The 23,610-nt window shown below is 69.5% G+C and carries 21 protein-coding genes and 1 other RNA gene; 13 read left to right on the top strand and 9 right to left on the bottom strand.

Features of this window, described 5'->3' with window-relative positions:
- Window positions 1-91 precede the first annotated feature (91 nt).
- Complete coding sequence (prfB, locus tag ACFYZE_RS17800) at window positions 92-1,198, top strand: peptide chain release factor 2 (protein WP_103841086.1); 1,107 nt, start codon at window positions 92-94, stop codon at window positions 1,196-1,198.
- 348 nt (window positions 1,199-1,546) lie between these two features.
- The gene (locus ACFYZE_RS17795; RefSeq protein ID WP_388994259.1) at window positions 1,547-2,215 is read left to right on the top strand and encodes a hypothetical protein; all 669 of its coding nucleotides are present in this window, start codon (window positions 1,547-1,549) and stop codon (window positions 2,213-2,215) included.
- A 104-nt stretch (window positions 2,216-2,319) separates the two neighbouring features.
- Here the strand turns inward: ACFYZE_RS17795 and ACFYZE_RS17790 are convergent, their stop codons facing one another.
- Complete coding sequence (locus tag ACFYZE_RS17790) at window positions 2,320-2,511, bottom strand: hypothetical protein (RefSeq protein ID WP_200417705.1); 192 nt, start codon at window positions 2,509-2,511, stop codon at window positions 2,320-2,322.
- A gap of 264 nt (window positions 2,512-2,775) precedes the next feature.
- Between ACFYZE_RS17790 and ftsE the strand changes: the two genes are divergently transcribed.
- The 7 genes from ftsE to ACFYZE_RS17755 all read left to right on the top strand — a co-directional run bounded on the left by ftsE (window position 2,776) and on the right by ACFYZE_RS17755 (window position 9,493).
- Window positions 2,776-3,465: a cell division ATP-binding protein FtsE gene (gene ftsE / locus ACFYZE_RS17785; RefSeq protein ID WP_103841080.1), complete on the top strand. Its 690-nt coding sequence runs from the start codon at window positions 2,776-2,778 to the stop codon at window positions 3,463-3,465.
- A gap of 28 nt (window positions 3,466-3,493) precedes the next feature.
- Window positions 3,494-4,411, top strand: coding sequence for a permease-like cell division protein FtsX (ftsX, locus tag ACFYZE_RS17780; protein ID WP_103841078.1), 918 nt, complete (start codon window positions 3,494-3,496; stop codon window positions 4,409-4,411).
- Window positions 4,412-4,478: 67 nt separating this feature from the next.
- Entirely contained in the window at window positions 4,479-5,639 is a 1,161-nt protein-coding gene (locus tag ACFYZE_RS17775; protein ID WP_388994255.1) for a S41 family peptidase, read from the top strand.
- Between the two features lie 69 nt (window positions 5,640-5,708).
- Entirely contained in the window at window positions 5,709-6,188 is a 480-nt protein-coding gene (gene smpB, locus ACFYZE_RS17770; RefSeq protein ID WP_388994252.1) for an SsrA-binding protein SmpB, read from the top strand.
- A 201-nt stretch (window positions 6,189-6,389) separates the two neighbouring features.
- Window positions 6,390-6,790: a transfer-messenger RNA gene (gene ssrA, locus ACFYZE_RS17765) on the top strand.
- 391 nt (window positions 6,791-7,181) lie between these two features.
- A complete protein-coding gene (locus tag ACFYZE_RS17760; RefSeq protein ID WP_388994249.1) occupies window positions 7,182-8,414 on the top strand; it encodes a DUF6215 domain-containing protein in 1,233 nt (410 codons plus the stop codon).
- A 98-nt stretch (window positions 8,415-8,512) separates the two neighbouring features.
- Window positions 8,513-9,493 carry an alpha/beta hydrolase family esterase gene (locus ACFYZE_RS17755; RefSeq protein ID WP_388994247.1) on the top strand — a complete coding sequence of 327 codons (981 nt, stop codon included), beginning with the start codon at window positions 8,513-8,515 and terminating at the stop codon, window positions 9,491-9,493.
- Here ACFYZE_RS17755 and ACFYZE_RS17750 read toward each other — a convergent pair.
- Window positions 9,460-9,903, bottom strand: a complete 444-nt coding sequence (locus ACFYZE_RS17750) for an ATP-binding protein (RefSeq protein WP_388994244.1) — start codon at window positions 9,901-9,903, stop codon at window positions 9,460-9,462. The two genes, ACFYZE_RS17755 and ACFYZE_RS17750, sit on opposite strands and share 34 nt — an antisense overlap.
- 141 nt (window positions 9,904-10,044) lie before the next feature.
- Between ACFYZE_RS17750 and ACFYZE_RS17745 the strand changes: the two genes are divergently transcribed.
- The 4 genes from ACFYZE_RS17745 (at window position 10,045) to ACFYZE_RS17730 (ending at window position 12,620) form a co-directional block, all read left to right on the top strand.
- On the top strand, window positions 10,045-10,863 hold the full coding sequence (locus ACFYZE_RS17745; RefSeq protein WP_388994242.1) for a helix-turn-helix domain-containing protein: 819 nt from the start codon (window positions 10,045-10,047) through the stop codon (window positions 10,861-10,863).
- Window positions 10,860-11,060 carry a DUF397 domain-containing protein gene (locus tag ACFYZE_RS17740; RefSeq protein WP_388994239.1) on the top strand — a complete coding sequence of 67 codons (201 nt, stop codon included), beginning with the start codon at window positions 10,860-10,862 and terminating at the stop codon, window positions 11,058-11,060. Before ACFYZE_RS17745 ends, ACFYZE_RS17740 begins: the two co-directional genes overlap by 4 nt.
- A 270-nt stretch (window positions 11,061-11,330) precedes the next feature.
- Window positions 11,331-12,215 (top strand): hypothetical protein, encoded by an 885-nt coding sequence (locus ACFYZE_RS17735; protein ID WP_388994237.1) that lies wholly within the window; start codon window positions 11,331-11,333, stop codon window positions 12,213-12,215.
- 84 nt (window positions 12,216-12,299) lie between these two features.
- Entirely contained in the window at window positions 12,300-12,620 is a 321-nt protein-coding gene (locus tag ACFYZE_RS17730) for a hypothetical protein (protein ID WP_388994405.1), read from the top strand.
- A gap of 49 nt (window positions 12,621-12,669) precedes the next feature.
- Here ACFYZE_RS17730 and ACFYZE_RS17725 read toward each other — a convergent pair whose 3' ends face one another.
- The 7 genes from ACFYZE_RS17725 to ACFYZE_RS17695 all read right to left on the bottom strand — a co-directional run bounded on the left by ACFYZE_RS17725 (window position 12,670) and on the right by ACFYZE_RS17695 (window position 23,572).
- On the bottom strand, window positions 12,670-15,570 hold the full coding sequence (locus ACFYZE_RS17725; protein WP_388994234.1) for a glycoside hydrolase family 3 C-terminal domain-containing protein: 2,901 nt from the start codon (window positions 15,568-15,570) through the stop codon (window positions 12,670-12,672).
- 119 nt (window positions 15,571-15,689) lie between these two features.
- Window positions 15,690-16,700: a LacI family DNA-binding transcriptional regulator gene (locus tag ACFYZE_RS17720; RefSeq protein ID WP_388994231.1), complete on the bottom strand. Its 1,011-nt coding sequence runs from the start codon at window positions 16,698-16,700 to the stop codon at window positions 15,690-15,692.
- 31 nt (window positions 16,701-16,731) lie between these two features.
- Window positions 16,732-18,990, bottom strand: a complete 2,259-nt coding sequence (yicI, locus tag ACFYZE_RS17715) for an alpha-xylosidase (protein WP_388994228.1) — start codon at window positions 18,988-18,990, stop codon at window positions 16,732-16,734.
- A gap of 9 nt (window positions 18,991-18,999) precedes the next feature.
- Window positions 19,000-19,857, bottom strand: coding sequence for a carbohydrate ABC transporter permease (locus ACFYZE_RS17710; RefSeq protein WP_388994224.1), 858 nt, complete (start codon window positions 19,855-19,857; stop codon window positions 19,000-19,002).
- A complete protein-coding gene (locus ACFYZE_RS17705; RefSeq protein ID WP_388994221.1) occupies window positions 19,854-20,822 on the bottom strand; it encodes a carbohydrate ABC transporter permease in 969 nt (322 codons plus the stop codon). The genes ACFYZE_RS17710 and ACFYZE_RS17705 overlap by 4 nt, the downstream gene beginning before the upstream one ends.
- The gene (locus tag ACFYZE_RS17700) at window positions 20,819-22,114 is read right to left on the bottom strand and encodes an ABC transporter substrate-binding protein (RefSeq protein WP_388994218.1); all 1,296 of its coding nucleotides are present in this window, start codon (window positions 22,112-22,114) and stop codon (window positions 20,819-20,821) included. The genes ACFYZE_RS17705 and ACFYZE_RS17700 overlap by 4 nt, the downstream gene beginning before the upstream one ends.
- A 120-nt stretch (window positions 22,115-22,234) precedes the next feature.
- Window positions 22,235-23,572: an MFS transporter gene (locus tag ACFYZE_RS17695; protein ID WP_388994215.1), complete on the bottom strand. Its 1,338-nt coding sequence runs from the start codon at window positions 23,570-23,572 to the stop codon at window positions 22,235-22,237.
- Between the last annotated feature and the right edge of the window lie 38 nt (window positions 23,573-23,610).

The raw sequence follows: 23,610 nt of genomic DNA, 5'->3' as shown, positions 1-23,610 counted from the left end.
AGCCCACAGGGGCCGCACCCCGGCTTAGGGCGCCCCGTAACCGTGCGGTCACCCGGCATGGTGCGCTTGGCGGAGCCGTTACGCTGGATGCGTGGCAGTCGTCGATGTATCCGAAGAGCTCAAGTCCCTCTCCTCGACCATGGAGTCGATCGAGGCCGTTCTGGACCTCGACAAGATGAGGGCAGACATCGCCGTGCTCGAGGAGCAGGCGGCCGCGCCGTCCCTCTGGGACAACCCGGACGAGGCGCAGAAAATCACCAGCAGGCTCTCCCACCTCCAGGCCGAGGTGCGAAAGGCCGAGGCCCTGCGCGGCCGGATCGACGACCTCGGTGTGCTCTTCGAGCTCGCCGAGGCCGAGGACGACCCGGACACCCGTGTCGAGGCCGAGGCCGAGCTCGCCGCGGTCAAGAAGGCGCTGGACGAGATGGAGGTGCGGACGCTCCTCAGCGGCGAGTACGACGCCCGCGAGGCACTCGTCAACATCCGTGCCGAGGCCGGCGGCGTCGACGCGGCCGACTTCGCCGAGAAGCTGCAGCGCATGTACCTGCGCTGGGCCGAGCGGCACGGCTACAAGACGGAGGTCTACGAGACGTCGTACGCCGAAGAGGCGGGCATCAAGTCCACGACCCTCGCCGTCCAGGCGCCGTACGCCTACGGCACCCTCTCCGTCGAGCAGGGCACGCACCGGCTCGTCCGCATCTCGCCCTACGACAACCAGGGGCGTCGCCAGACCTCCTTCGCCGGCGTCGAGGTCCTTCCCGTGGTGGAGCAGTCCGACCACGTCGAGATCGACGAGTCCGAGATCCGGGTCGACGTCTTCCGTTCCTCCGGGCCCGGCGGCCAGGGCGTGAACACGACGGACTCCGCGGTCCGCATCACGCACCTGCCCACCGGCATCGTCGTCACCTGCCAGAACGAGCGGTCCCAGATCCAGAACCGGGCCACCGCCATGAACGTCCTGCAGGCCAAGCTTCTTGAGCGGCGACGCCAGGAGGAGCAGGCCAAGATGGACGCCCTCAAGGGTGACGGCGGCAACTCCTGGGGCAACCAGATGCGCTCGTACGTCCTGCACCCGTACCAGATGGTCAAGGACCTGCGCACCGAGTACGAGGTCGGCAACCCGGAGGCCGTCTTCAACGGCGAGATCGACGGTTTCATCGAAGCCGGAATTCGCTGGCGCAAGCAGCAGGAGAAGTAAACCGGCCGCGCTCGGCCCGACGTCACCGGGAAAAACGGCCGCGAAAACAGCGTTTTGTCGACAAGGCAACTGCCCCTCGCGTAGGGGCAGTTGCCTTGTCTGTCTCCGGATGTCTGGGTTTTACATCACACTCACAGTCCCGCTTCTCCCGTAAAAGGCGCGTTATCGGACATGGCGCCCGCAACGACCTTGACGTTGCTGTGAAAACTCGGAAGGGTAAAGCGCGGCATGCGTATCTCTGGGGCGCATGTGAACCGGGGGGCTCGCTGAAGAAAACACAGCCGTCCCCGAGTGCCGTCGCCCCGGACGCTGCTCCAATGACGATCAGCTACTGGGGGTAGCAGCCTGATGACCAAGAAGACGCGGATCCGGGTGGCGCGGATAGCAGCCGGTGCGGTGATCGCAGCCGGTGCGTCGCTGACCGCCGCGGGTGCCGCTTCGGCGCTCGACATCAAGATCGGCGCGAGCGTCGACCAGAACGGTATCGGTGCCGGCGTGAGCGTCAACGACGCCCCGACCGGTATCCCGACCGCCCCGGTGACCCCGCCCACCACCACCCCGCCCACCACCGCCCCGGCGACCCCGCCCACCGACCCGGGGACCCCGCCCACCACCACCCCGGCGACCCCGCCCACCACCCCGGGGGAGCCGACCGACCCGCAGCAGCCCACCGGCAACCCGACCGAGCCGACGGAGGCGCCTCCCTCCAACGGCCACGGCGGCGGCAACGGGAACGGGAACGGCCACGGCAACAACGGTGGCGGCGACAACACCAACCCCGACGGCGGTGGCAACAGCCCCGTCCAGCAGGGTCAGGGCTCCTCGGTCCTGACCGACACGGGCTCCGACAGCGGCACCACCGACACCTCCGCCCAGGGCAGCGGCAAGCAGCTGGCCGAGACGGGTGCCGGGCAGACCGCGTTCCTGCTGGTCGGCGCCGCCACGATGATCGCCGGCGGTATCGGCTTCCGCGTGATGCCGCGCCTGATCAACGGCCGCGGCGGGGCCGCCGCCTGAGCGAGGGGCGCACAGCCTCACCCACAGGCGTGAGACCAACGTGAGAAGGGCCCGGGGCGGCATCGCCCCGGGCCCTTCCCGTACACCCGTCTTTCCCCGCTCCGCTACGCCGTCTGGTGCGCCAGCAGCGCCACCGCCGCGATCAGCACGGCCACCAGGGCGATCAGCGCCGCCGGTGTCAGCCCTGACCAGGGGTTCTCCTGCTGAAGGCGCTCCCGGCTGGCGCGGCACACGGGACAGCGGCCCTCACTCACGGGCGCCGCGCAGTTCGCGCACACCAATCGGTCGTACGTCATGCGCCTCGCCCTCCTCGTGCCGCTTACACGTACACAACGTTTCCGGGAACGCGACAGTTCCCACTCCACTGTGCCAGGTTCCGCGAGCCGCTGCGCGGGCTCCGCCAGTCCTACGGCCGTGGAGGGCGTCACAGCGCGCCTCCGTACCCTCTGGGGCTATGACAAAACACGCAACTCCCCCGTAACCACGACCGGCGACTGCGCTCCTGCACCTGGTTCGCGTATGGTCACGCTCACCTACCCCCAACGGCCTGTGGTGCATCCGTGATCCGATTCGACAACGTCTCCAAGGTCTACCCCAAGCAGACCCGCCCCGCACTCAGGGATGTCTCCCTGGAGGTGGAGAAGGGCGAGTTCGTCTTCCTGGTGGGGTCCTCCGGCTCCGGAAAGTCCACCTTCCTGCGGCTGATCCTCCGCGAGGAGCGGTGCAGCACCGGGCAGGTGCACGTCCTGGGCAAGGACCTCGCCCGCCTCTCCAACTGGAAGGTGCCGCAGATGCGCCGCCAGCTGGGGACGGTCTTCCAGGACTTCCGCCTGCTGCCCAACAAGACGGTCGCCGAGAACGTGGCCTTCGCGCAGGAGGTCATCGGCAAGTCGCGCGGTGAGATCCGCAAGTCCGTGCCCCAGGTTCTCGACCTCGTCGGGCTCGGCGGCAAGGAGGACCGGATGCCCGGCGAGCTGTCCGGTGGTGAGCAGCAGCGCGTGGCCATCGCGCGGGCCTTCGTCAACCGGCCCAAGCTGCTGATCGCCGACGAGCCCACCGGCAACCTCGACCCGCAGACCTCCGTCGGCATCATGAAGCTGCTCGACCGGATCAACCGGACGGGCACGACCGTGGTGATGGCGACCCACGACCAGAACATCGTGGACCAGATGCGCAAGCGCGTCATCGAGCTGGAGAAGGGCCGCCTCGTCCGTGACCAGGCACGCGGCGTCTACGGCTACCAGCACTGAGTTCCACGGAAAGGCTTGAGCAGACGCCATGCGCGCCCAGTTCGTTGTCTCGGAGATCGGTGTCGGTCTCCGCCGCAATCTGACGATGACCTTCGCGGTGATCGTCTCGGTCGCCCTGTCCCTCGCCCTGTTCGGCGGCTCGCTTCTGATGAGCGACCAGGTCAACCAGATGAAGGGCTACTGGTACGACAAGGTCAACGTCTCGATCTTCCTGTGCAACAAGAGCGACGCGGAGTCCGACCCCAACTGCTCCAAGGGCGCGGTCACCCAGGAGCAGAAGGACCAGATCCTCTCCGACCTCAAGAAGATGTCGGTCGTCGAGAAGGTCACCTACGAGTCCCAGGACGAGGCCTACAAGCACTACAAGGAGCAGTTCGGCGACTCCCCGCTGGCCAGTTCGCTCACCCCGGACCAGATGCAGGAGTCGTACCGCATCAAGCTGAAGAACCCTGAGCAGTACCAGGTCATCGCGTCCGCCTTCAACGGCCGCGACGGCGTGCAGTCGGTGCAGGACCAGAAGGGCATCCTGGACAACCTCTTCGGCCTGCTCAACGGCATGAACTGGGCCGCCCGCGCGGTCATGGCGATGATGCTGGTCGTCGCGCTGATGCTGATCGTCAACACCGTGCGCGTCTCCGCGTTCAGCCGTCGTCGTGAGACCGGCATCATGCGTCTGGTCGGCGCCTCCGGCTTCTACATCCAGGCCCCGTTCATCGCGGAGGCCGCGGTCGCCGGACTCATCGGCGGCACGGTCGCCTGCGGATTCCTGCTGATCGCGCGGTACTTCATCATCGACCACGGCCTCGACCTGTCCCACAAGCTCAACCTGATCAACTTCATCGGCTGGGACGCCGTCCTGACCAAGCTGCCGCTGATACTCGCCACGAGCCTGCTGATGCCGGCGCTGGCCGCGTTCTTCGCGTTGCGCAAGTACCTGAAGGTGTGACGCATGCCAACGGGGGCGTACGGGCAACCGCCCGTACGCCCCCTTGCGTTGTCCTAGACTCACCGGCATGTCAGGCCGTGACCTGTTCTGTCAGCCCCGTCGCATCCGCCACGGGGCGGCCCTGACATTGGTCTTCGCGAGCGTCCTCGCCGCCGGCGCCGCGACCGGCTCGTTCGGTGGAAGCGACGCGAAACAGCCCTCCACCGAGTCCGTGGTCCCGGCCGGCCACGACGACGTCACCGAGGCCGCCGAGCGGGCGATGGCCGACGGCAAGTCCCCGATGGAGGCCGCCGAGCGCGCGGTCAGCCGCAGCGGCGACCGGTGGAGCGCCGTCTACTCCCAGGGCGAGTACGAGGAGTTGGAGGAGGCCCTCGACGGCCAGTACACCGGCGTGGGGCTGTCGGCCCGGCGGGAGAGCGACGGACGGATCGAGGTGACCCGGGTGCAGCCCGGCTCGCCCGCGGCCCGCGCCGGGATCCGCAAGGGCGACCTGCTGCGCGGCGTCGACGGCGAGGACGTCACCGGCCGGCCCGTCACCGAGGTCGTCTCCCTGCTGCGCGGCGACGCCGACGACGCGGGGGCCGGCTCCCGGGTGCGGCTCGGACTGCAGCGCGGCACGCACACCTGGAGCGAGGTGCTGCGCCGGGCCCGGCTGTCCACGGACTCGGTGACCGTGCGACGGCTCGCCCGGGACATCACCCTGATCAAGGTCACCGCGTTCACCAAGGGCTCCGGGGACCGCCTACGGGACGCCGTCGACCGGGCGCCCAAGGGCGGCGGGATCGTGCTCGACCTGCGCGGCAACTCCGGAGGATTCGTCGCCGAGGCCGTCACCGCCGCGTCCGCCTTCCTCGACGGCGGGCTGGTGGGCACCTACGACGTCGACGGCGACCAGCGCGTCCTGCACGCCGAGCCCGGCGGCGACACCACCAGACCCCTGGTCGTGCTCGTCGACGGCGGCACCATGAGCGCGGCCGAACTGCTCACCGGTGCCCTCCAGGACCGCGGCCGGGCGGTGGTGGTGGGCACCCGCACCTTCGGCAAGGGCTCCATCCAGATGCCGAGACGCCTGCCGGACGGCTCCGTCGCCGAGCTGACCGTCGGCCACTACCGCACCCCCGCGGGCCGCAGCGTGGACGGCCGCGGCGTCACCCCCGACCTGGAGGCCGACGACGGGGCGCTCCAGCGGGCCGAGACGGTGCTCGGCGGCCTGGGCGACGCCTCGTAGCGACGCGTCGCGACGCCATGTAATCGACTTCCCCGCACACCCCCCTGTAGTGCGAAAATGGGCGGCACTATGGCTAAGGAAAAAGGGCGCAAGCTGATCGCGCAGAACAAGAAGGCGCGGCACGACTACCACATCCTCGACACCTACGAGGCCGGTCTCGTCCTCATGGGCACCGAGGTGAAGTCGCTGCGCCAGGGGCGGGCATCGCTGGTCGACGGCTTCGTGCAGCTCGACGGGCACGAGGCGTGGCTGCACAACGTGCACGTGCCGGAGTACAGCCAGGGCACCTGGACCAACCACAGCGCCCGCCGCAAGCGGAAGCTGCTGCTGCACCGCGACGAGATCGACAAGCTGGAGTCCAAGTCGCAGGAGACGGGTCACACGATCGTGCCCCTGTCCCTGTACTTCAAGGACGGCCGCGCCAAGATCGAGATCGCGCTGGCGAAGGGCAAGAAGGAGTACGACAAGCGGCAGACGCTCCGCGAGAAGCAGGACCGCCGCGAGGCGGAGCGGGCGATGTCCGCGGTGCGCCGCCGGCAGCGGGCGTGAGCGGGAACACCGGCCTCGAGCGGGAACACCGGCGTGAGCCGGGAAGAACCGGGCACCCGTTGGTGTTGAACCTGGTACCACGGCGGGGTGACCGCCGGGAATACGCTGGCGACGGGATACGTTGATCCCGTACGATGGCATCGCACCGCGTGGCCGGTGCGAGTCCCTCCTCCAGAGGGGCGCCGATTGAAAAATCAACATGGGGATGATCGGTTTCGACAGCGGCTGTCGAAGCAGGGGAAGCGTGTCGAGGAAGCGGCCATGATCTCGTAAACCACAGGCCGAAAAAAATAATCGCCAATTCCAAGCGCGATCTCTCCCAGGGCCAGCTGGCCCTCGCTGCCTGATCAGGTAGCGAGCCTCAGCTGCCCTACTAAAGGGAGTGTCAGCCCGGGGGTGTTCCCGACCCGGATCCTGGCATCAGCTAGGGAACTAAACCTCGATCCCGGTCACGGGGTGAAGAGGGAAACCACACAGTGACTGAGCCCGTCGGAGACTTGTCCGCGTGATCTCCGGGGCCGAGAAAAGCACAGCGGACTGCACACGGAGAAGCCCTGATTCTTCACCGTTGGACGCGGGTTCGATTCCCGCCATCTCCACGATCGGGAGGCCGAGGCCTCCCGAACCCCATGTGGGCGAGGCCCCGTCGCTTTCGAGCGGCGGGGCCTTTGCCGTGCGCGGACAAGAGAGGCGCGTTCCGGCCAACTTCGGGTGGCGCCGGGAGCCCTGCCGCCCCCGCGATCTTCACAGGTGGCCCACAGATTCTGTGCCGTTTCGCCATGTCCGGCCGAGTGGTCGGCTTTCGGTCACGCCTCGCCCGGGACTTGTCCTCGTCCGTCTTGGCATGTCTATGGTGACCGTCGCGTCTCCGCGGACCTGACCCCTCCGCCGGCGCGCACTCCAGCCCGCGGTCGGGGGGAACCGCCGCCACGTCCACTGCTTCGGACGGGCATGCCTCGGCCTGCCTGTTTCACGAAGAGGACTCATCGACCGATGTTCTTGCTCCGCCTTCTCCCGCCGCTTCCCCGGGAGATATCCCTCGCCGTCGTCGGGCTGCTCTTCGGTCTGTTCCTGACCGTGCAGGGGGCTCGGCAGGCCTACGCAGAGGCGGCAGGTGTGCACGGCACGGTCAAGGTGGCCGAGTGCACGCCTGCTACCGGCAGCTTGGGCGATCTGTGGCAGGACGGCTGGGCCTGCAAGGGCTCGTTCGAGGCCACTGACCACTCCGTCAGCATCAGCCGCGTCGCCGTCGACGGAATCATGGAGAACCGCCCCGCCGACGGCACCCTGCCCGCCCTCGTCGACGGCTCCGGCGACCACACCGCGACCCGCGACGGCTCCGGCCGTTGGAAGATCCCCACTCTCACCGGCGTGGTGTTCCTCGCCTTCACCGCTTGGCGGATCCGCACGGTCAGAGGCATGCTCCGCCTGCGCCGAGCGGTGCGGACCGCCGAGTCCGGTAGCCCGACCCCAGTGCCCGTGAACGAAGGAAGCAGAGAGGGGAGGGAAGGGGCGTCCAAGCAGGACGAGCAGCACCACGTGGTGCCCACGAAGGGCCCGAACCCCTGGGGACAGGCCGTCGCGGCCGTCGCGGTGGTAGCGGTACTCGGTGTCGTTCTGTGGACGTTCGGGCAGACGTCGTCCTCGGGCAGTGCTGCGACGGCTGCTACGTGTTCGGACGTGGAGCCCGACAAGTCGCCGGGGAACGCGTCTCGCCATGTCTCCGGTGCGCAACTCTGCAAGGCAGTGAACCGTCCCGACCTCGCCGAACTGCTGGGCACGCCCGGGGAGACGGCGACGAACGCCAGCGGCAGCGACGGCTCGGTCAGACTCGCCGGTGGCAAGGAGATCGACAACCCCTCGGCTCAGGTGGAGTTCGGCACCTACACGGTGACGCTGTCGGCCACCTACGACCGCCTTCCGGTGGCCGGGACGGCCGCGCTCCTGGGGGACGGCGCCCGGCAGCGGACGGTTCTCGGGCGACCGGCCGTCCTGTACTCGGACCGCACCATCAGCATCCATTTCCGCCTCGACGGGAGCGACACCGGCAGCGGTCCTGGCGTCCCGGCCCGCGTCCTCACCGTGGCCCGCGATGCCAAGGACAGCGGCGGCTCCTTCGAGGTGGGCCTGTGGCGCGCGGACGGCGCGGTGCCCGACGACGCGGTACTGCTCCGCGTCGCCGAGAAGGTGCTGCCGACGATCCCGGGGTGGTCCGCCAACGGATGACGGCCCGCCGGCAGGCCGTAGCCAGCACACAAGTGGTGCGCTGGTTGTGGTGTCCCGTCCCATATCGGGGGGAGGCGTCTGTTCCTACGGTCCCCGGCATGACGCACACCAGAGCCGCACGTCGCTTCTTCGTCCTGGCGAGTCTTCTGGTCGCTCTTCTCGCCGCCTTCCTCACGCCGGGCACCGCCTCGGCGGCCTCCCTCGTGGAGGTCACCGGGTTCGGGTCGAACCCCGGTGCGCTGCGCATGTTCCGGTATGTCCCGGGTGGGCTTCCCGCCGGGCGGCCCGTCGTCGTCGCGTTGCACGGGTGCACCCAGGACGCCGCCGGGTACGGCACTGGAAGCGGGTGGATCCAGCTCGCCGACCGGTGGGGGTTCTCCGTGGTCCTGCCGCAGCAGCAGAGCGGCAACAACCCCTCGAACTGCTTCGACTGGTTCCAGAGCGGTGACATCGAGCGCGGCCAGGGCGAGGCCGCGTCGATCGCGCAGATGGTCGACCGGCAGCTCGCCGACGTCTCCGGTGACCCCGCACGCGTGTACGTCACCGGGCTGTCGGCGGGCGGCGGCATGACCACCGTGATGATGGCGGCGTACCCGGAGAAGTTCGCCGCGGGCGGGATCGTCGCGGGGCTGCCGTACGGGTGCGCGCAGGCCGCCGGGTCGCCGTACGTCTGCATGTACGTCGGGGCCACCCAGACCCCCAAGCAGTGGGGCGACCGGGTGCGGGCCGCCCGCCCGGGGTACGGCGGACCCTGGCCGACGCTCACGGTCTTCCAGGGGACGGCCGACTACACCGTGAAGCCCGTCAACATGACCGATCTGATGAAGCAGTGGACCGATGTGCACGGCGCCGACCAGACGGCTGACGTCAGCGACACCGTCGCCGGGTATCCCCACCAGGTCTTCCGGGACCCGGCCGGGAACACCGTCGTGGAGACGTACAGCATCACCGGCATGGGGCACGGCCAGCCCGTCGACCCCGGGACCGGGAGCGAGCAGTGCGGGGCGGTCGGCTCCTACTTCCTCGACGTGAACCTGTGCGCCGCCTACCGGCTCGGGCGGGCCTGGGGGCTCGGCTGAGCCGGGAGCTCGAACCAGACGGTCTTGCCGATGCCGCCGGGGCGGGGTTCTGCACCCCAGGCGTCCGCCAGTGACGCCACCAGGGCCAGGCCCCGGCCGGACTCGTCGTCCGGTGACGCGTCGCGGGGTGTGGGCAGGGTGTCGTTCGCGTCCGTCACCGAGATGTGGAGGCGGTTTGCCCTCAGGACGCAGCGGGCCCGGATCTCCCGGCCCGCGGGGACCTTCGCGTGGCGGTACGCGTTCGTCATCAGCTCGCTGAGCAGGAGTACGGCCGTTTCCGTCACCTCCTCGGGGAGCTTCCAGGAGGTGGCCTGTTCGCGGAGGAGGGTACGGGCGCGGCTCACGCTGCGGGCGTGGCGGGGGAGGCGCCATTCGATGTCCTGCGGTACTGCGGAGGGGGAGTCAGCCATGCGGCCGGTGGTTCCTTGCGTGTGATTCTCCGTCATTTCGCCAGGCCAGGCTGGTGGTTGGTGCGTAGTCTCCGGGAGTGGCGGAGTGGGTACACCGCGTGGCTGTACACGGTGTGTCGGCGGGAGACCGGTGGGGGTGTCGTGGCTTCGGGGGAGTCCCAGCAGGCGCAGCAGAACTGGCGGTACTGCGGTGGGCAGGTCAAGTTGTGGCGGGAGGAGGCCGGGATCAGCCGCCAGGCGCTCGCCGAGGAGGCCGGCTACGACTACGAGTACGTCAAGTCCATGGAGTGCGGGAGGCGGCGGCCGACGCTGCGGTTGTTGCAGGTCGCGGATCAGATGTGCGGGGCGCGGGGGAAACTGGTCGCTGCCCACGAGTTCCTGAAGCCGGAGCCGTTTCCGGCGCGGTCACAGGAGTACATGGCGATCGAGGCCGAGGCGATCGCCGTGCATGACTACTCGCTCGGTCTGGTTCCTGGCCTGCTGCAAACCGCGCAGTACGCGCGAAATCTGATCAGTGAGAGCTGTCCCCCGCTGGACGACGAAACTGTGGAGGAGCGGGTTCGGGCACGGCTGGCGCGGCAGGAAGCGCTGACACGGCGTGCCAAAACGGTGTACGGCTTCGTCATCCATGAGGCAGCGCTGCGCACGGAGGTGGGTGGGCGGACCGTCATGCGGCAACAACTGCTCCACCTCACGGAGGTTGGCGCGCTGCGCAATGTGTCCGTTCAGGTGCTGCCGTTCGGGAAGTGCGGAGGTCTCGCGCTCAACGGCTCGTTCATCCTGCTTGAGACCGCCGACCACGAGCGCTTGGCTTATGTGGAGGGTCCAGAGACGAGCGTGCTGCACTCCGAGGCCGACAAGGTCAGCGATCTCGCACAGGTGCATGGCATGATCCGCATGCAGGCCTTAGGAGTTGAGGAGTCGGCAGCGTTTATCAGGAGGGTGGCCGAAGAGCTATGAGCGAAACGCTGGCATGGTTCAAGTCCAGCTACAGCGACTCTCAAGGCGGCGCCTGCCTCGAAGTCGCCTACCCGTCCCCGGAGTTCCTCCGTACCGTCCACCTCCGCGACTCGAAGCTCGGAGCTCGAAGCCCCCGCTTCGCCGTCCCTGTCGACGCCTGGAACGCGTTCCTCGCGTACGCCTCCCGCGAGGCCTGAGCCCCGGGCTCCGGGCCTCGAGGTCCGAGCCTCTTTTTCAAGGAATGGGCGGTAAGGCTCACCCACCCGCCCACCCGCCCATACCAGGCCGTGTCACTTTTCGTAAGCAAGTTGCGACTCGCTGTCGCGACCCTCTAGCGTGCGCAACAACAAACAACCCCGGCCGGGTGCTACCAACACCCGCCGGGGTCTCACCCCAAGATCGGAATGGACGATCTCGTGGCTTACGAAAACTCTAGCGCTGCCCTGCCCGCGCCCGCAGCGCATCCCATGGCCAAGCCCGGCTACGGCAAGCGGTCCGCGCCCGACCAGTTGCCGTCCCGAGCCGGGGACTTCGATCACCTCCCGGCCCGTGAGGCGTACCTCGCGGGCCTCCTCGACCGGCTCCCCGAGAACGCGGCCATGGACGCCAAGACCATCGCCAGGTTCCAGCCCTTGTACGGGCAACAGGCCGTCCGATCCGCGCTCAACGAGCTCAGCAGGGCCGGGCACCTGCGTCGCGTGCGCCGTCGTGTCGAGCCCGGTGGCGAAGGCGGTACCGCCACCGGCACCCGCTGGGTCTTCCACACCTACTGGTCACGCACCGCACGTGACGACGAATGGTGGGCCCGGTTCCTGGACGGTGACCCGGTACCCCGAAGGACCCCCGGACCCGGGGTCGCCCCCACTGCAACACTCCAGCCGAAACTGTCGCACTCGCAGGCGGTGGGTCGGCCCTCCACCGCCTACGCCGCTCTCGCCGGACTCGGTCTCCGCGACCCCCGCCTCGCCCTTTCCTCCGGCGACTGCTCCGACCTTGAACAGTTGGCCGAGGACTGGCTGGCCCGCGGGACGACTCCGGAGTACCTCACGCAGGCCCTCCTCGCCGGCCTGCCCGAGCAGGTGTACTCGCCCCGGGCGTTCGTCCAGCGCAGACTGATCGACAAGATGCCGCCCGAGCGCCCCACCACTCCCTCCCGCGCGCCCCGCACCCTTATGGAGTGCACCGACTGCGGTGTCCCCGGCCGCCCGGAGGCCCTGCTCGGCGGTCTCTGCCGCGCCTGCCGCGGCGGGGACGGCAGTGCGCGTCCAGGCTCCACCCGAACGCAGTACGCGACGGTGCGCGCCCGGGTCGCTCGGGTACGCGACGCGATCCGCACGCCACAGCGGATGTGAATCCCGTTGTCGGCCCAGGAGCCAGGCCATACGGTCAGCGGCATGACCTTACGCCTTCGTATGCGACAAGCCCTCCCGGAAGCGATGCGCGCCCGCGACAAAGTCGCGGTGAGCGCCCTGCGCGCCACGCTCGCCGCATTGGACAACGCCGAGGCGGTGCCGGTGGGCGAAGCCGAACTGCGCGGAACAGCCCTTGAGGAGTCGCCGGTCGGTGTCGGCGTCGCGGAGGCACAGCGTCGTGAGCTGAGCGAGCGAAGCGTGGCGGACATCGTGCGGTCCGAGGCAACTGAGCGACTGGAGGCCGCGGACCAGTTGACCGCTCCTGCGCATGCCGACCGAGCCGCGCAGCTGAGAGCGGAGGCCGCTGTGCTGCTTCGGTTCCTCGAGGATCCGGGCACCGGGTGAACCGGTGCGCCGCGTACCGGCTCGGGTGAGCCGGTACGCGGTCCGTGCGTCAGCGGAGCGTGAACGTCGAAAGCCGTAGCCCCTTGCTCAGCACCAGGTACACGTCCGCACGGCCGCTCGCTCCTGTCAGCGCAGCCGTCACCGTGGCGTACGTGTAGGGCGACGACGTCCCGTCGAAGTGTGCCGTGCCCAGCAGTCGGCCCGTCGGTGAGCCCAGCCGGACCTCCAGTGTTCCGGCCGCGCCCCCCAGCCGCGCCGTGACCGCCGACGTGCCCGGACCCAGCCGCGTGTCCGCGAACTTCAGCCACGCCCCGTCCGCGGAAGCCGACACGGCCGTCCCGCTCGCCTTCGACTCGTCCACCAGGCCGACCGCGCTGTAGTCGTCGAAGTTCTCCGCCCGCGTCACCCGCGAGAGGTCCCGGGGCGGGATCGTCTCCCCTCGCACCTTCAGTGACGTTCCCGCGCGGATGTCCGTCGACGACGCGCCGACCATCACGTCGTACGTCCCCGTCTCCACGACCCACTTCGAGCGCGTGACGTCCCAGTGCGCCAGGTCCGAATCCCGCAACTTCAGACGGACCGTCTTCGTCTCGCCCGGCTTCAGCGGCACCCGTGCGTACGCCTTCAGCTGCTTCAGCGGCTGCTTGTCGCGGGATTCCCGCTGGTGGACGTAGAGCTGGACCACCTCGTCACCGGACCGGCGGCCCGTGTTGGTGACCTTCACCTCGTAGCCGTCCAAGACCCGCTTCAGCCCGCCGTAGCGGAACGTCGTGTACGACAGTCCGTAGCCGAAGGGGTAGAGCGGCTGCCCCTTGTAGTACAGGTACGTCCGGTTCGACTTGATGATGTCGTAGTCCAGGATCGAGGGGAGGCCGGACTCCGAGCGGTACCACGTCTGGGTCAGGCGGCCCGCCGGGTTGGCGTCGCCGTACAGCAGGTCGGCCAGCGCGTTGCCCGTCTCCTGGCCCGCGTGCGTCGTCCACAGCAGGGCCGGGACCTCCCTCTGGAGGGCGCCCAGCGTGGTGGGGTAGCTGTTCTCGACCACGACCACCGTCTTCGGGTTGGCCTTGCGGACCGCCTTGACCAGCGCCTCCTGCGCGGGTGCCAGGCCCATGTCCGTGCGGTCGTGGGCCTCGCGCCCGTTGATCGCCGGCATCGAGCCGACCACCACCACGGCCGTGTCCTTGCCCTTGACCGCGGCGACCGCGTCGTCGACGCCGCTGCGGACCACGTCCTTCGCGTAGTGCGCGGCCTTGTCCTCGGCCACCAGGCCGAGCGTGCCGTCGGCGTCCACGGGGCCCAGGTACACCGGGTTCGACCACCACGACTCGCCGGTCTCGTAGCCCGCGTACCGCAGCAGGTACGTCCCGTCGTCCTGCCGCTCCAGCTTGAACTGCTGCTGCACGAACCAGCCGTTCGGCTGCGTCTGGTCGTTGACGAAGTTCGACCAGTTGTAGCCGACGTACTTTCCGTTGGCGGCCGAGCGGAGGGTGACGACCCCCGATCCCCAGTCGAACACGTCGAACTGCGCGCCGGCGCCGCTCTCGGTCGTCTCCTTCAGCGGCGCTCCCGCATCCCCCGTGCCGGCGGTCACGTATTTACCGGTCGCCGTGTCCTTGAGCGCGATCCGGTCCACGCCCTCGCTGCTCGCCACGGACGTGCCCAGCTTGGCCTCGATGCCGTCCTTCGGCGTCACCGCGTACGGCAGACTGCCCGAGTACCAGTCGGTGTAGAGGGTGTCGGCGAGCGGGCCGACCACCGCCGCGCTCCCCGACTTCCTCAGCGGCAGCGCGCCGTCGTTCTTCAGCAGCACCGCCGCCTCGGTCGCCGCCTTGCGTGCCAGTGCTCGGTGTGCCGGACTGTCGATGACGGACGCGTCGATCGAGCCGTACCTGCCGCCGCCCGGGTCGAACTCGCCGAGCCGGACCCGGACGCTCAGGACATGACGTGCCGCGGTGTCGACGTCCGACTCCTTCAACAGGCCCGACGACAGTGCCGACTTGATCGCGGTCGTCGTCGGCCCTGAGTCCGTGTCGTTGTCGGTGAAGCTGTCGATGCCGGCCTTCAGCGCCGCCGCGTCCGCCTCGGTCCGGGTGCCGTAGTACTTCTGACTGCCGACCAGGTTGCCGGGCGCGTAGGCGTCCGTGACGTTCAGCAGGTCCTGCGAGGTCCACGTGCGCACGGGGTCGTTCAGGGCCGGGTTCACCGTGTTGGGGCGGCCGTTGACGAGGTTGTACGAGGACATGACGCCCGTCGCCGCGTCCGCCTCGATCGCGGGCTTGAACGCCTGCTCGTCGTACTCCTTCAGCACGCGCGGGCGAAGTTCGGAGGACGTGGTGTCGCGGTGCTCCTCGTTGTTGTTGGCGAGGAAGTGCTTGATCGTGGGTGCTGTCTTCAGGTGGTTCGGGTCGCCGCCCGTCAGGCCTGTGCCGTAGGCCGTGGAGATCGAGCCGGTGAGGTACGGGTCCTCGGAGTAGCCCTCCTCGTTGCGGCCCCAGCGCGGGTCCCGCAGCAGGTTGGCCACGGGCGCCCACAGGTTGAGGCCCCACCCGGCCGGGCGCTGCTGCTGGAAGCCACGCGCCTCGTCGCCGACCGACGAGCCGACCTGGCGGATCAGCGCGGGGTCCCAGGTGGAGGCGAGCCCGATCGCCTGGGGGAAGACCGTCGTCTTCCCGAGCCAGGCCACGCCGTGGAGGGCCTCGGTGCCGGTGCGGAAGGACTGGATGCCGAGGCGGGGGATGGCGGGTTCGTACTGGTGGAGGAGGGAGATCTTCTCGTCGAGGGTCAGGCGGGAGAGGAGGTCGTCCACGCGCTTCTCGACGGGGAGGTTCGGGTTGCGGAAGGGGTAGGCGGGATCGTCGGCCCGGGCGGGGACGGTGGTGCCGAGCCCCGCGATCAGGGCGAGCGCCACGGCCAGGGTGGTTCTGCGTCTTCCTCGCGTGCCTTGCATGCCACGGCTCCTTCGGTCAGGGCCTTGCAACGGGACGAATCCGGTCAATTTCGGGGCTTGGGGCTTGGGGCTTCGCGGGTTCGCGGGTTCGCGCCTTCCGGCTTCGCGCCTTCCGGACTTCAGGACGCGGAGCGCGGTGCGGTGCTCGCGCGGAGCGTGAGGTGGGGGACGAGCAGGGTGGCCTCCGGAACGGCCGACCCGCCCAGCTTCTTCATCAGCAGCTCCACCGCCCGCTCACCCACCTCGGCGGACGGGACGGCGACGGACGTGACCGGCACCCGGGCGCCGGCGGCCTGCTCCTCCGGGCAGATCGCGGTGACGGACAGGTCGCCGGGTACGCGCAGGCCGAGCGACTCGAAGGCGTCGATCAACGGCTCGAGCACCGCCTCGTTGTGCACGACCACCCCCGTCAGCGCGGGCTGCTCCCGCAGCAGCCGCTCGGCGACCCCACGCGCGGCGGCCGGCGCCGCCTCGCAGGGCTGCACCGACGACACCAGCCGGTGCCGGTCGGCCGCCGCGGTGAACCCCTGCACGACCCGCTGTGCGAACCCGGTGCCCCGCACGTACACCTCCGGCGGCGACCCGACCAGCGCGACCACCCGGTGCCCGAGGCCCGCCAGGTGCTCCACGCACAGTTCGCCCGCCGCCATGAAGTCGAGGTCGATGCAGGTCAGCCCCTGCGCGGAGGCAGGGAAACCGATCAGCACGGACGGCCGGTCCAGGGCCCGCAGCAGCGCCAGCCGCGGATCGTGCAACTGGACGTCCATCACGATCAACGCGTCCACCAGCGCCGTGTCCGCCACGCGCCGCAGCCCCTCCTCGCCCTCCTCCTGGGTGAGCAGCAGCACGTCGTGGTCGTGCCGGCGCGCGGCCGTCACCACCGACACCGCGAACTGCATCACCACCGGGACGTTGATCCCGGAGCGCAGCGGCACCACCAGCGCCAGCACGTTGGACCGGCTGCTGGCCAGCGCGCGGGCGCCGGCGTGCGGGCGGTAGCCCAGCTCGCGGATGGCCTCCTCGATGCGCAGCCGGGTCTCCTCGGAGATGGGGCGCTTGCCGCTGAGGGCGTACGAGACGGTGCTGGGGGAGACCCCCGCGTGCCGGGCCACGTCCGTGATCTTCACCATGTCAGTCCAGCTCCTGTGGGGGGAGGAACCATCACTCCGACTCCAGCTCCAGCGAGAGGAACCCGGCGCCCGCCGCCGCACGGGCGGTCCGCTCCCCGCTCGCCAGGGCCCAGGGCGCCCGGGGATCACTGCAGGAGGCCCGCAGCGTCTTCCCCTCCCGTACGACGGTGAAGGTCACGTCCCCGACCGGCACCGTCACCTGCGCGCCCTGCTCCAACCGGAACGCGCGCAGGGTGACCCCGTCGGCGTACGGATAGTCGGGGCGGTCGTCCACCGCGCCGACCGGGATCACCGCACCCGGCCTGACCAGGAGCGGGACGCTGGAGAACCCGTGCCGTTCCCGCACCCAGCGCGGGCCGGTCACCGTCCGCCCGGTCAGGTAGTCGGTCCAGGCGCCCTCGGGCACGTAGTAGGAGACGTCCCCCTCGTCGCTGAAGACCGGCGCGACCAGCAGGTCCGGGCCGAGCATGTACTGCCGCTCCAGGTGCGCGCAGCCGGGATCGTCCGGGAACTCCAGCACCATCGCCCGCATCATCGGCACGCCCTCGGCCTGGGCGGTGCGCGCGGTCTCGTACAGATACGGCATCAGGCGCAGCTTGAGCCGGGTGAAGTGCCGCAGCACGTCCACGGACTCCTCGTCGAACAGCCACGGCACCCGGTAGGAGGAACTGCCGTGCAGCCGACTGTGCGAGGACAGCAGCCCGAAGGCCAGCCAGCGCTTGAACAGTGCCGGGGTCGGCGTGCCCTCGAAGCCGCCGATGTCATGGCTCCAGAACCCGAAGCCCGACAGACCGAGGCTGAGCCCGCCGCGCAGCGACTCGGCCATCGACTCGTACGTGGCCTCGCAGTCGCCGCCCCAGTGCACCGGGAACTTCTGGCTGCCCGCGGTCGCCGAGCGGGCGAAGACCACGGCCTCCTGCTCGCCGCGGTGCTTGCGCAGCACCTCGAAGACGGTGCGGTTGTACAGGTACGTGTAGTAGTTGTGCATCCGCTCCGGGTCCGAGCCGTCCGCGTAGGCGACGTCGACCGGGACGCGCTCCCCGAAGTCGGTCTTGAAGCAGTCGACGCCCTGGGCGAGCAGCGCCTCCAGCTTGGCGGCGTACCAGTCACGGGCGTCCGGGCTGGTGAAGTCGACCAGGGCCATGCCCGGCTGCCACAGGTCCCACTGCCACACGCTGCCGTCCGGCTTCTTCAGCAGATGGCCCAGGGCCTTGCCCTCGGCGAACAGCGGCGAGCGCTGCGCGATGTAGGGGTTGATCCACACGCACACCCGCAGCCCGCGTTCCTTCAGGCGGGAGAGCATGCCCTCCGGGTCGGGGAAGACCCGCGGGTCCCACTGGAAGTCGCACCAGTTGAACTCGCGCATCCAGAAGCAGTCGAAGTGGAAGACCGACAGCGGCAGTTCCCGTTCCCTCATGCCGTCGATGAAGGAGGTGACCGTGGCCTCGTCGTAGGAGGTGGTGAAGGAGGTCGACAGCCACAGCCCGAACGACCAGGCGGGCGGCAGGGCCGGGCGGCCGGTGAGGGCGGTGTACTTGCGCAGGATGTCCTTCGGGGTGGGCCCGTAGATGACGTAGTACGTCAACTGCTGGCTCTCCACGCTGAACTGGACCCGCGACACCGCCTCCGAGCCGACCTCGAAGGACACCTTGCCCGGGTGGTCGACGAACACGCCGTAGCCCGCGTCCGTCAGGAAGAACGGGACGTTCTTGTAGGCCTGTTCGGTGGCGGTGCCGCCGTCCGCGTTCCAGATGTCGACGACCTGGCCGTTCTTCACCAGCGGCCCGAAGCGTTCACCGAGGCCGTAGACCGACGTGCCGACCCGGAGGCCCAGCTGTTCGCGCAGGTAGTGGGCGCCGGAGGCGTCGCGCATGATGCCCATGTTCTTGGGGCCGCTGGTGGTGAGTGTGCGGCCGTGGGCGAGGAAGTCGACGTGCCAGGGGCCGGTGCGGGCGACCCGGACGGAGAGGGCGCCCGCGGTGAGGGTGGCGGTCTCCTCGTCGTACTCGGCGTGCGGCACGAAGTCCTCGTCATGCCGGATCTCGAACCTCGGCCCCCGGGGCTGTTCACCCTCGAAGTGCGTGAAGGTGAGGCCGATGACGTCCGGCATCGGCGCGTGGGCGCTGATCGTCACGACCGGTCCCTTCAGCAGGTCGCCGCGGTGGCGGATGGGCTGGGTCGGCGCATGGATCTCCAGGGCCCCCTCAGGCGTGGTCACGTCCAGGACCTGCACCGGGTGGGCCGCGGTGACGCCTTCGCGCAGCAGCCAGTAGCCGTCGGTGAACTTCAAGCGTGCCCCCTACTTGACGGCACCCACGGCGATGCCGCGGGTGAGAGTCCGCTGGAAGACGAGGAAGAAGACGATGGCGGGCAGCACGCCCAGCAGGGCCGCCGCGTTGGTCATCGTGGCGTCCATCAGACGCTGGCCCTGCAGGACGCCGAGCGCCACCGACACCGTCTGGTTGTCGTTGGAGATCAGCATGACCAAGGGCAGCAGGAACTCGTTCCACGTCCAGATGAAGAAGAAGACGAGCAGCACCCCGATCGTGGGCCGGCTGACCGGGACCACGATCCGCCACAGCACCTGCCACTTGTTCGCCCCGTCGATCCGGGCGGCCTCGATGATCTCGCGCGGGAACTGCCCGAGGACCGAGGAGAGCAGATAGGTGCCGAAGGCGGCCTGGATCACCGTGAAGACGATGATCACGCTCAGCCGGGTGTCGTAGAGGCCGGCCTGCTTGCTCAGGTAGTACAGCGGGTAGACCAGCGCCTCCTGCGGCAGCACGTTGGCGAGCACGAAGAAGGCCAGCACCCAGGTGCGGCCCTTGATGCGGCCGATGCCGATCGCGTACGCGTTCAGCACGGACAGCACCGCCGCGAGGACGGCCACCGAGCCGCTGATCAGGACGGAGTTGAGGAGCTTCTGGCCGTAGTCGACGCGCTGCCAGAAGTCCTTCAGACCGTCCAGGTACAGGCCCTTCGGCAGGCTCAGCGGCCCGTGCTGGGAGTACTCGGCGGGGGACTTCACGGCGTTGAGGGCGACGATCAGGAACGGCAGCACCATGAACAGGGCCGCGGTGCACAGGGCGACGAGAACGGGGTAGCGGCCGAGGGCCGTGCGGGGCCGCGTGCGGATCTCGGTGCGTACGGCGGTCATGCGCGGGCCCCTTCCTCGGCGTCCTCGGCGCGCGTCTGGAGCTTCAGGCCCACCAGCGCGAGGAGCAGGATGATCAGGGTGAGGACGGTGGAGATCGCGGCGCCGTACCCGGCCTGGGTCTTCTCGAAGAAGGTGGTGAAGGAGAAGTAGGACGGGACGTCGGTCGCCCCGCCGGGGCCGCCCTTCGTCAGCACGTACACCGCCCCGAACACCTTGAGCGCCGCGACCGTGCACCAGGTCAGCACGACGTAGATCTCCGGCCTGATCTGCGGCAGCGTGATGTGCCAGAAACGGCGCCACCAGCCGGCGCCGTCGAGTTCGGCCGCCTCGTGGAGCTGCGGGTCGACGCGCTGGAGCCCCGCCATGAAGACGACCAGCGGGAAGCCCAGCTGCACCCACACCATCACCCCCATGACGCTGTAGAGGGCGATGTCCGGGTCGCCGAGCCAGTCCTGCTGCCAGGAGCCGAGACCCACCGCCTTCAGCAGCGCGTTCAGGGAGCCGTTGTCCGGGGCGAGGATCCAGCTCCAGACGATGCCCGCCACCGCGATCGGCAGCACCTGAGGCAGGTAGAAGCAGGCCCGCAGCACGGCGGCCGGCTTGCTGCCGAAGTGCTTGCCGATGTAGTCGAACAGCGCGGCCGCGAGGACGAGCCCGATCATCGTCGGCACGACCGCCATGGCGACGACCATGAACAGACTGTGCCGGAACGACGCCCAGAACTCGCTGTCGTCCAGCAGCTGGCGGTAGTTGTCGAGACCGGTCCACTTCGGCGAGCCGATGCCGCTCCACTCGGTGAAGCTGACGCCCGTGTTCATCAGGAACGGGACGATGATCACGGCGAGGAACGCGAGCACGCCGGGGAGCAGGAAGAGCGCGTACGAGGTCTGGGAGCGGGGGCGGCGCGGGCCGGTGGGCGGGCGCTTGCCGACGGCCCGCGCGCCCCGTTCGACGGTGCTCGTCATTGCTTCGGCGCGCCCTGGTCGTACGCCTTCTGCAGCGCGCTGAGATAGGCGTCCGGCTGCTCGCTGCCCGTGATCAGCTTCTGCGTCTCGGAGACGAGGGTGTCGTAGAAGCCGGGGACGGGCCAGTCGGGGTAGAAGGCGAGGCCGTCGCGCTGGGAGAGCGTGTTGAAGTCGGAGATGAGGGTCTTGGACTGCGGGTCGGTGATGGCGTTGGGGTCGGCCGCGACCGGGACGCCGCCCTTGTTGCCCAGCAGGTTCTGGATCTTCGGCGACATGGTGATGTCGATGAAGTCGTAGGCGAGGTCCTTGTTCTTGGCGCCCTTGGGCACGACCCAGAGGTTGCCCCCGGACCCGAGGGTGAGGTCGGAGCCCGGCCAGAGCATGGTGCCCCAGTCGAACTTGTTCTCCGTCTTGAAGCGCCCGTACCACCAGCTTCCGCTGAACAGGATCGGGTTCTTGCCCTGGATGAAGGCGACGCCCGCGTCCTCGGCCTTGGTGCCGCTGGACGTCTTGCTGATGTAGCCCTTCTTCGCCCAGTCGGCGAAGGTGGTCGCGCCGTACGTCCAGGCGGCGTCGTGGAAGTCGGTCCTGCCCTTGTACAGCTCGTACTTGTCGACCCAGGAGCGGTCGGCCTTCGACAGCGCCAGCTGGTACAGGTACTGCTGGGCCATGTACTCGGCGCCGGCGTTGGCGAGCGGCGTGATGCCCTTGGCGACGAACTTGTCCATCGCGGCGGTCAGGTCGTCGAACGTCTTCGGCTCGGCGATCCCGTACTTCTTGAACAGGTCCTTGTTGTAGAAGATCATGGTGTATTCGGCGTAATTGGGCACTCCGTACCACTTGCCGGAGCCCATGACGCCGTTGGTGTCGTACTGGCTCGTGGTCTTCACGCCCGCGCTGAGCTTCTTGTCCCAGTCGCGCTCGGTGACCTCGGCGGTCAGATCGGTGAGAAGCCCCTGCTTGGACAGCAGGCCCGCCGTCGCGTTGCCCTTGTTGTACTCCATGATGTCGGGCGCGTCGGAGGAGTTGAGCACCATGGGCGCGGTCTTCTGGATCTGTTCGAAGCCCTTCTCCTCGAACTTCACCTTCACGCCCGGGTGCTTGGCCTCGAACTCCTTGACGGCCTCGTTCCAGGCGGCGCCCATCGCGCTGTCCGGGCCCTCGTAGTGCCACAGCTTCAGCGTCTTGCCGTCGGAAGAGCCACTGTCCGAGCCACCGCAGGAGGCCAGGAGCAGGGATCCGGACAGGACCACCGCAGCCGTCGCCACCACACGTCGTCGTGCTGTCAACATCCAGTACCTCCGGGGGAGTCGGATGGGTATCGGAGCCCTCACGCAGGGTTCGTCGAATCGCTTCGATACCTGGCGTCGAAGCGCTTCGACGGGGGAACGTATGTGGGCGTTCCGATCGCGTCAATGGGGGGCGCACGAATCGGTGCGGATTCCTTCGACCGCCCTGTGCCCGAGAGCGGTCGCCAGGGCGAGGCCCGCGGCCGTCGTGGGAAGGGCGAAACCGGCGGTCGGGGACAGGTGCTCCACCGCCCAGCCGCCGATGGCGGAACCGCAGGCGACGCCCCCGAGCAGGGCTGTCACGGCGAGGGTCATGCCCTCGTTCGAACGACCCTCGGGGGTGCGCCGCTGGACCAGCACCATCGCCGTGACCATCGTCGGGGCGGTGGCCATGCCCGCGAGCAGCAGGGCGGGCGCGAGAGCGAGGAGGGAACCGGTGGTGCGCGCCGCCAGCAGGGGCAGCGCCATGAGGGCCGTCATCGCCACGAGGCACCACACATAACGGCGCTCGGCGGGACCGGCGGGCCGCAGCGTGCCGTAGAACAGTCCGGCGGCGCACGAACCGGCGGCCTGCAGGGCGAGGACCGGGCCGGCAGCCGCCTTGTGCCCCTGTGCGTCCGCGAACGCCACGGTGACGACCTCCATCGCGCCGAAGACCGCGCCGGTGGCCAGCAGTCCGAGCAGGAGCGGGGGCATGCCGGGGGCGCGCAGCGGGGGCCGGGTGCCCGGGCGGCGGCTGGGCGGCGGTTCCGTGGCGCGCTGGGCGGTGAAGACCAGCATGCCGGTGAACAGGAGGATTCCCCCGGCCAGAGTGCCGGCCTCCGGGAAGAGCCGGGTGCAGAGGAAGGCGGCGAGCACCGGGCCGAGCAGGTAGCACAGTTCGTCGGCGGCCTGCTCGAAGGAGTTCGCCGTGTGCAGGGCGTCCGGGGCGTCCCGGAACAGGTGGGCCCAGCGGGCGCGGGACAGGCCGCCGATGTTGGGGGTGGTCGCGGTGGCCGCGTGTGCGGCGAACAGGGTCCAGGCGGGGGCGTCGTAGTGCACGCACAGGACCAGTGCGAGGCTCCCGAGCAGCGCCAACAGCGTGGCGGGCAGGGCGATCCGGGCCTGGCCGTGACGGTCGACGAGCCGCGCCACCCAGGGCGCGACCGCGGCCGTGGCCACGAGGCCGGTGGCGGTGACCGCTCCGGCGAGGGCGTACGAGCCCCGCGAGCCGGCGATCATGATGACCGAGCTCACGCTGAACATGCCGATGGGGAGCCGGGCGATGAGGTTCCCGATCGTGAAGGCACGGGTGCCGGGGTGGGCGAAGAGCCGGCGGTAGGGGTTGCGCGGGGCGGGCGCCCTGCCGGTGGCGCGCGGGTCGGGCGTCCTGCCGGTGGTGCGCGGGGTGAAGTCGGCGGCGACGAGGGTGTCCTGCGTGACGGTGAGCAGGGGTGGTCTGCGAGGAGAGGGCTGCGGCATGCAGGGAAGCGTCGCCCGGCCCGTGACCTGGGGTCCAA

Origin of the sequence: Streptomyces sp. NPDC001796 (assembly GCF_042892355.1) — a bacterium.
Classification (GTDB): domain Bacteria; phylum Actinomycetota; class Actinomycetes; order Streptomycetales; family Streptomycetaceae; genus Streptomyces.
The sequence above is the reverse complement of the archived record's forward strand: the minus strand, read 5'-3'. Positions and strand labels throughout refer to the sequence as shown.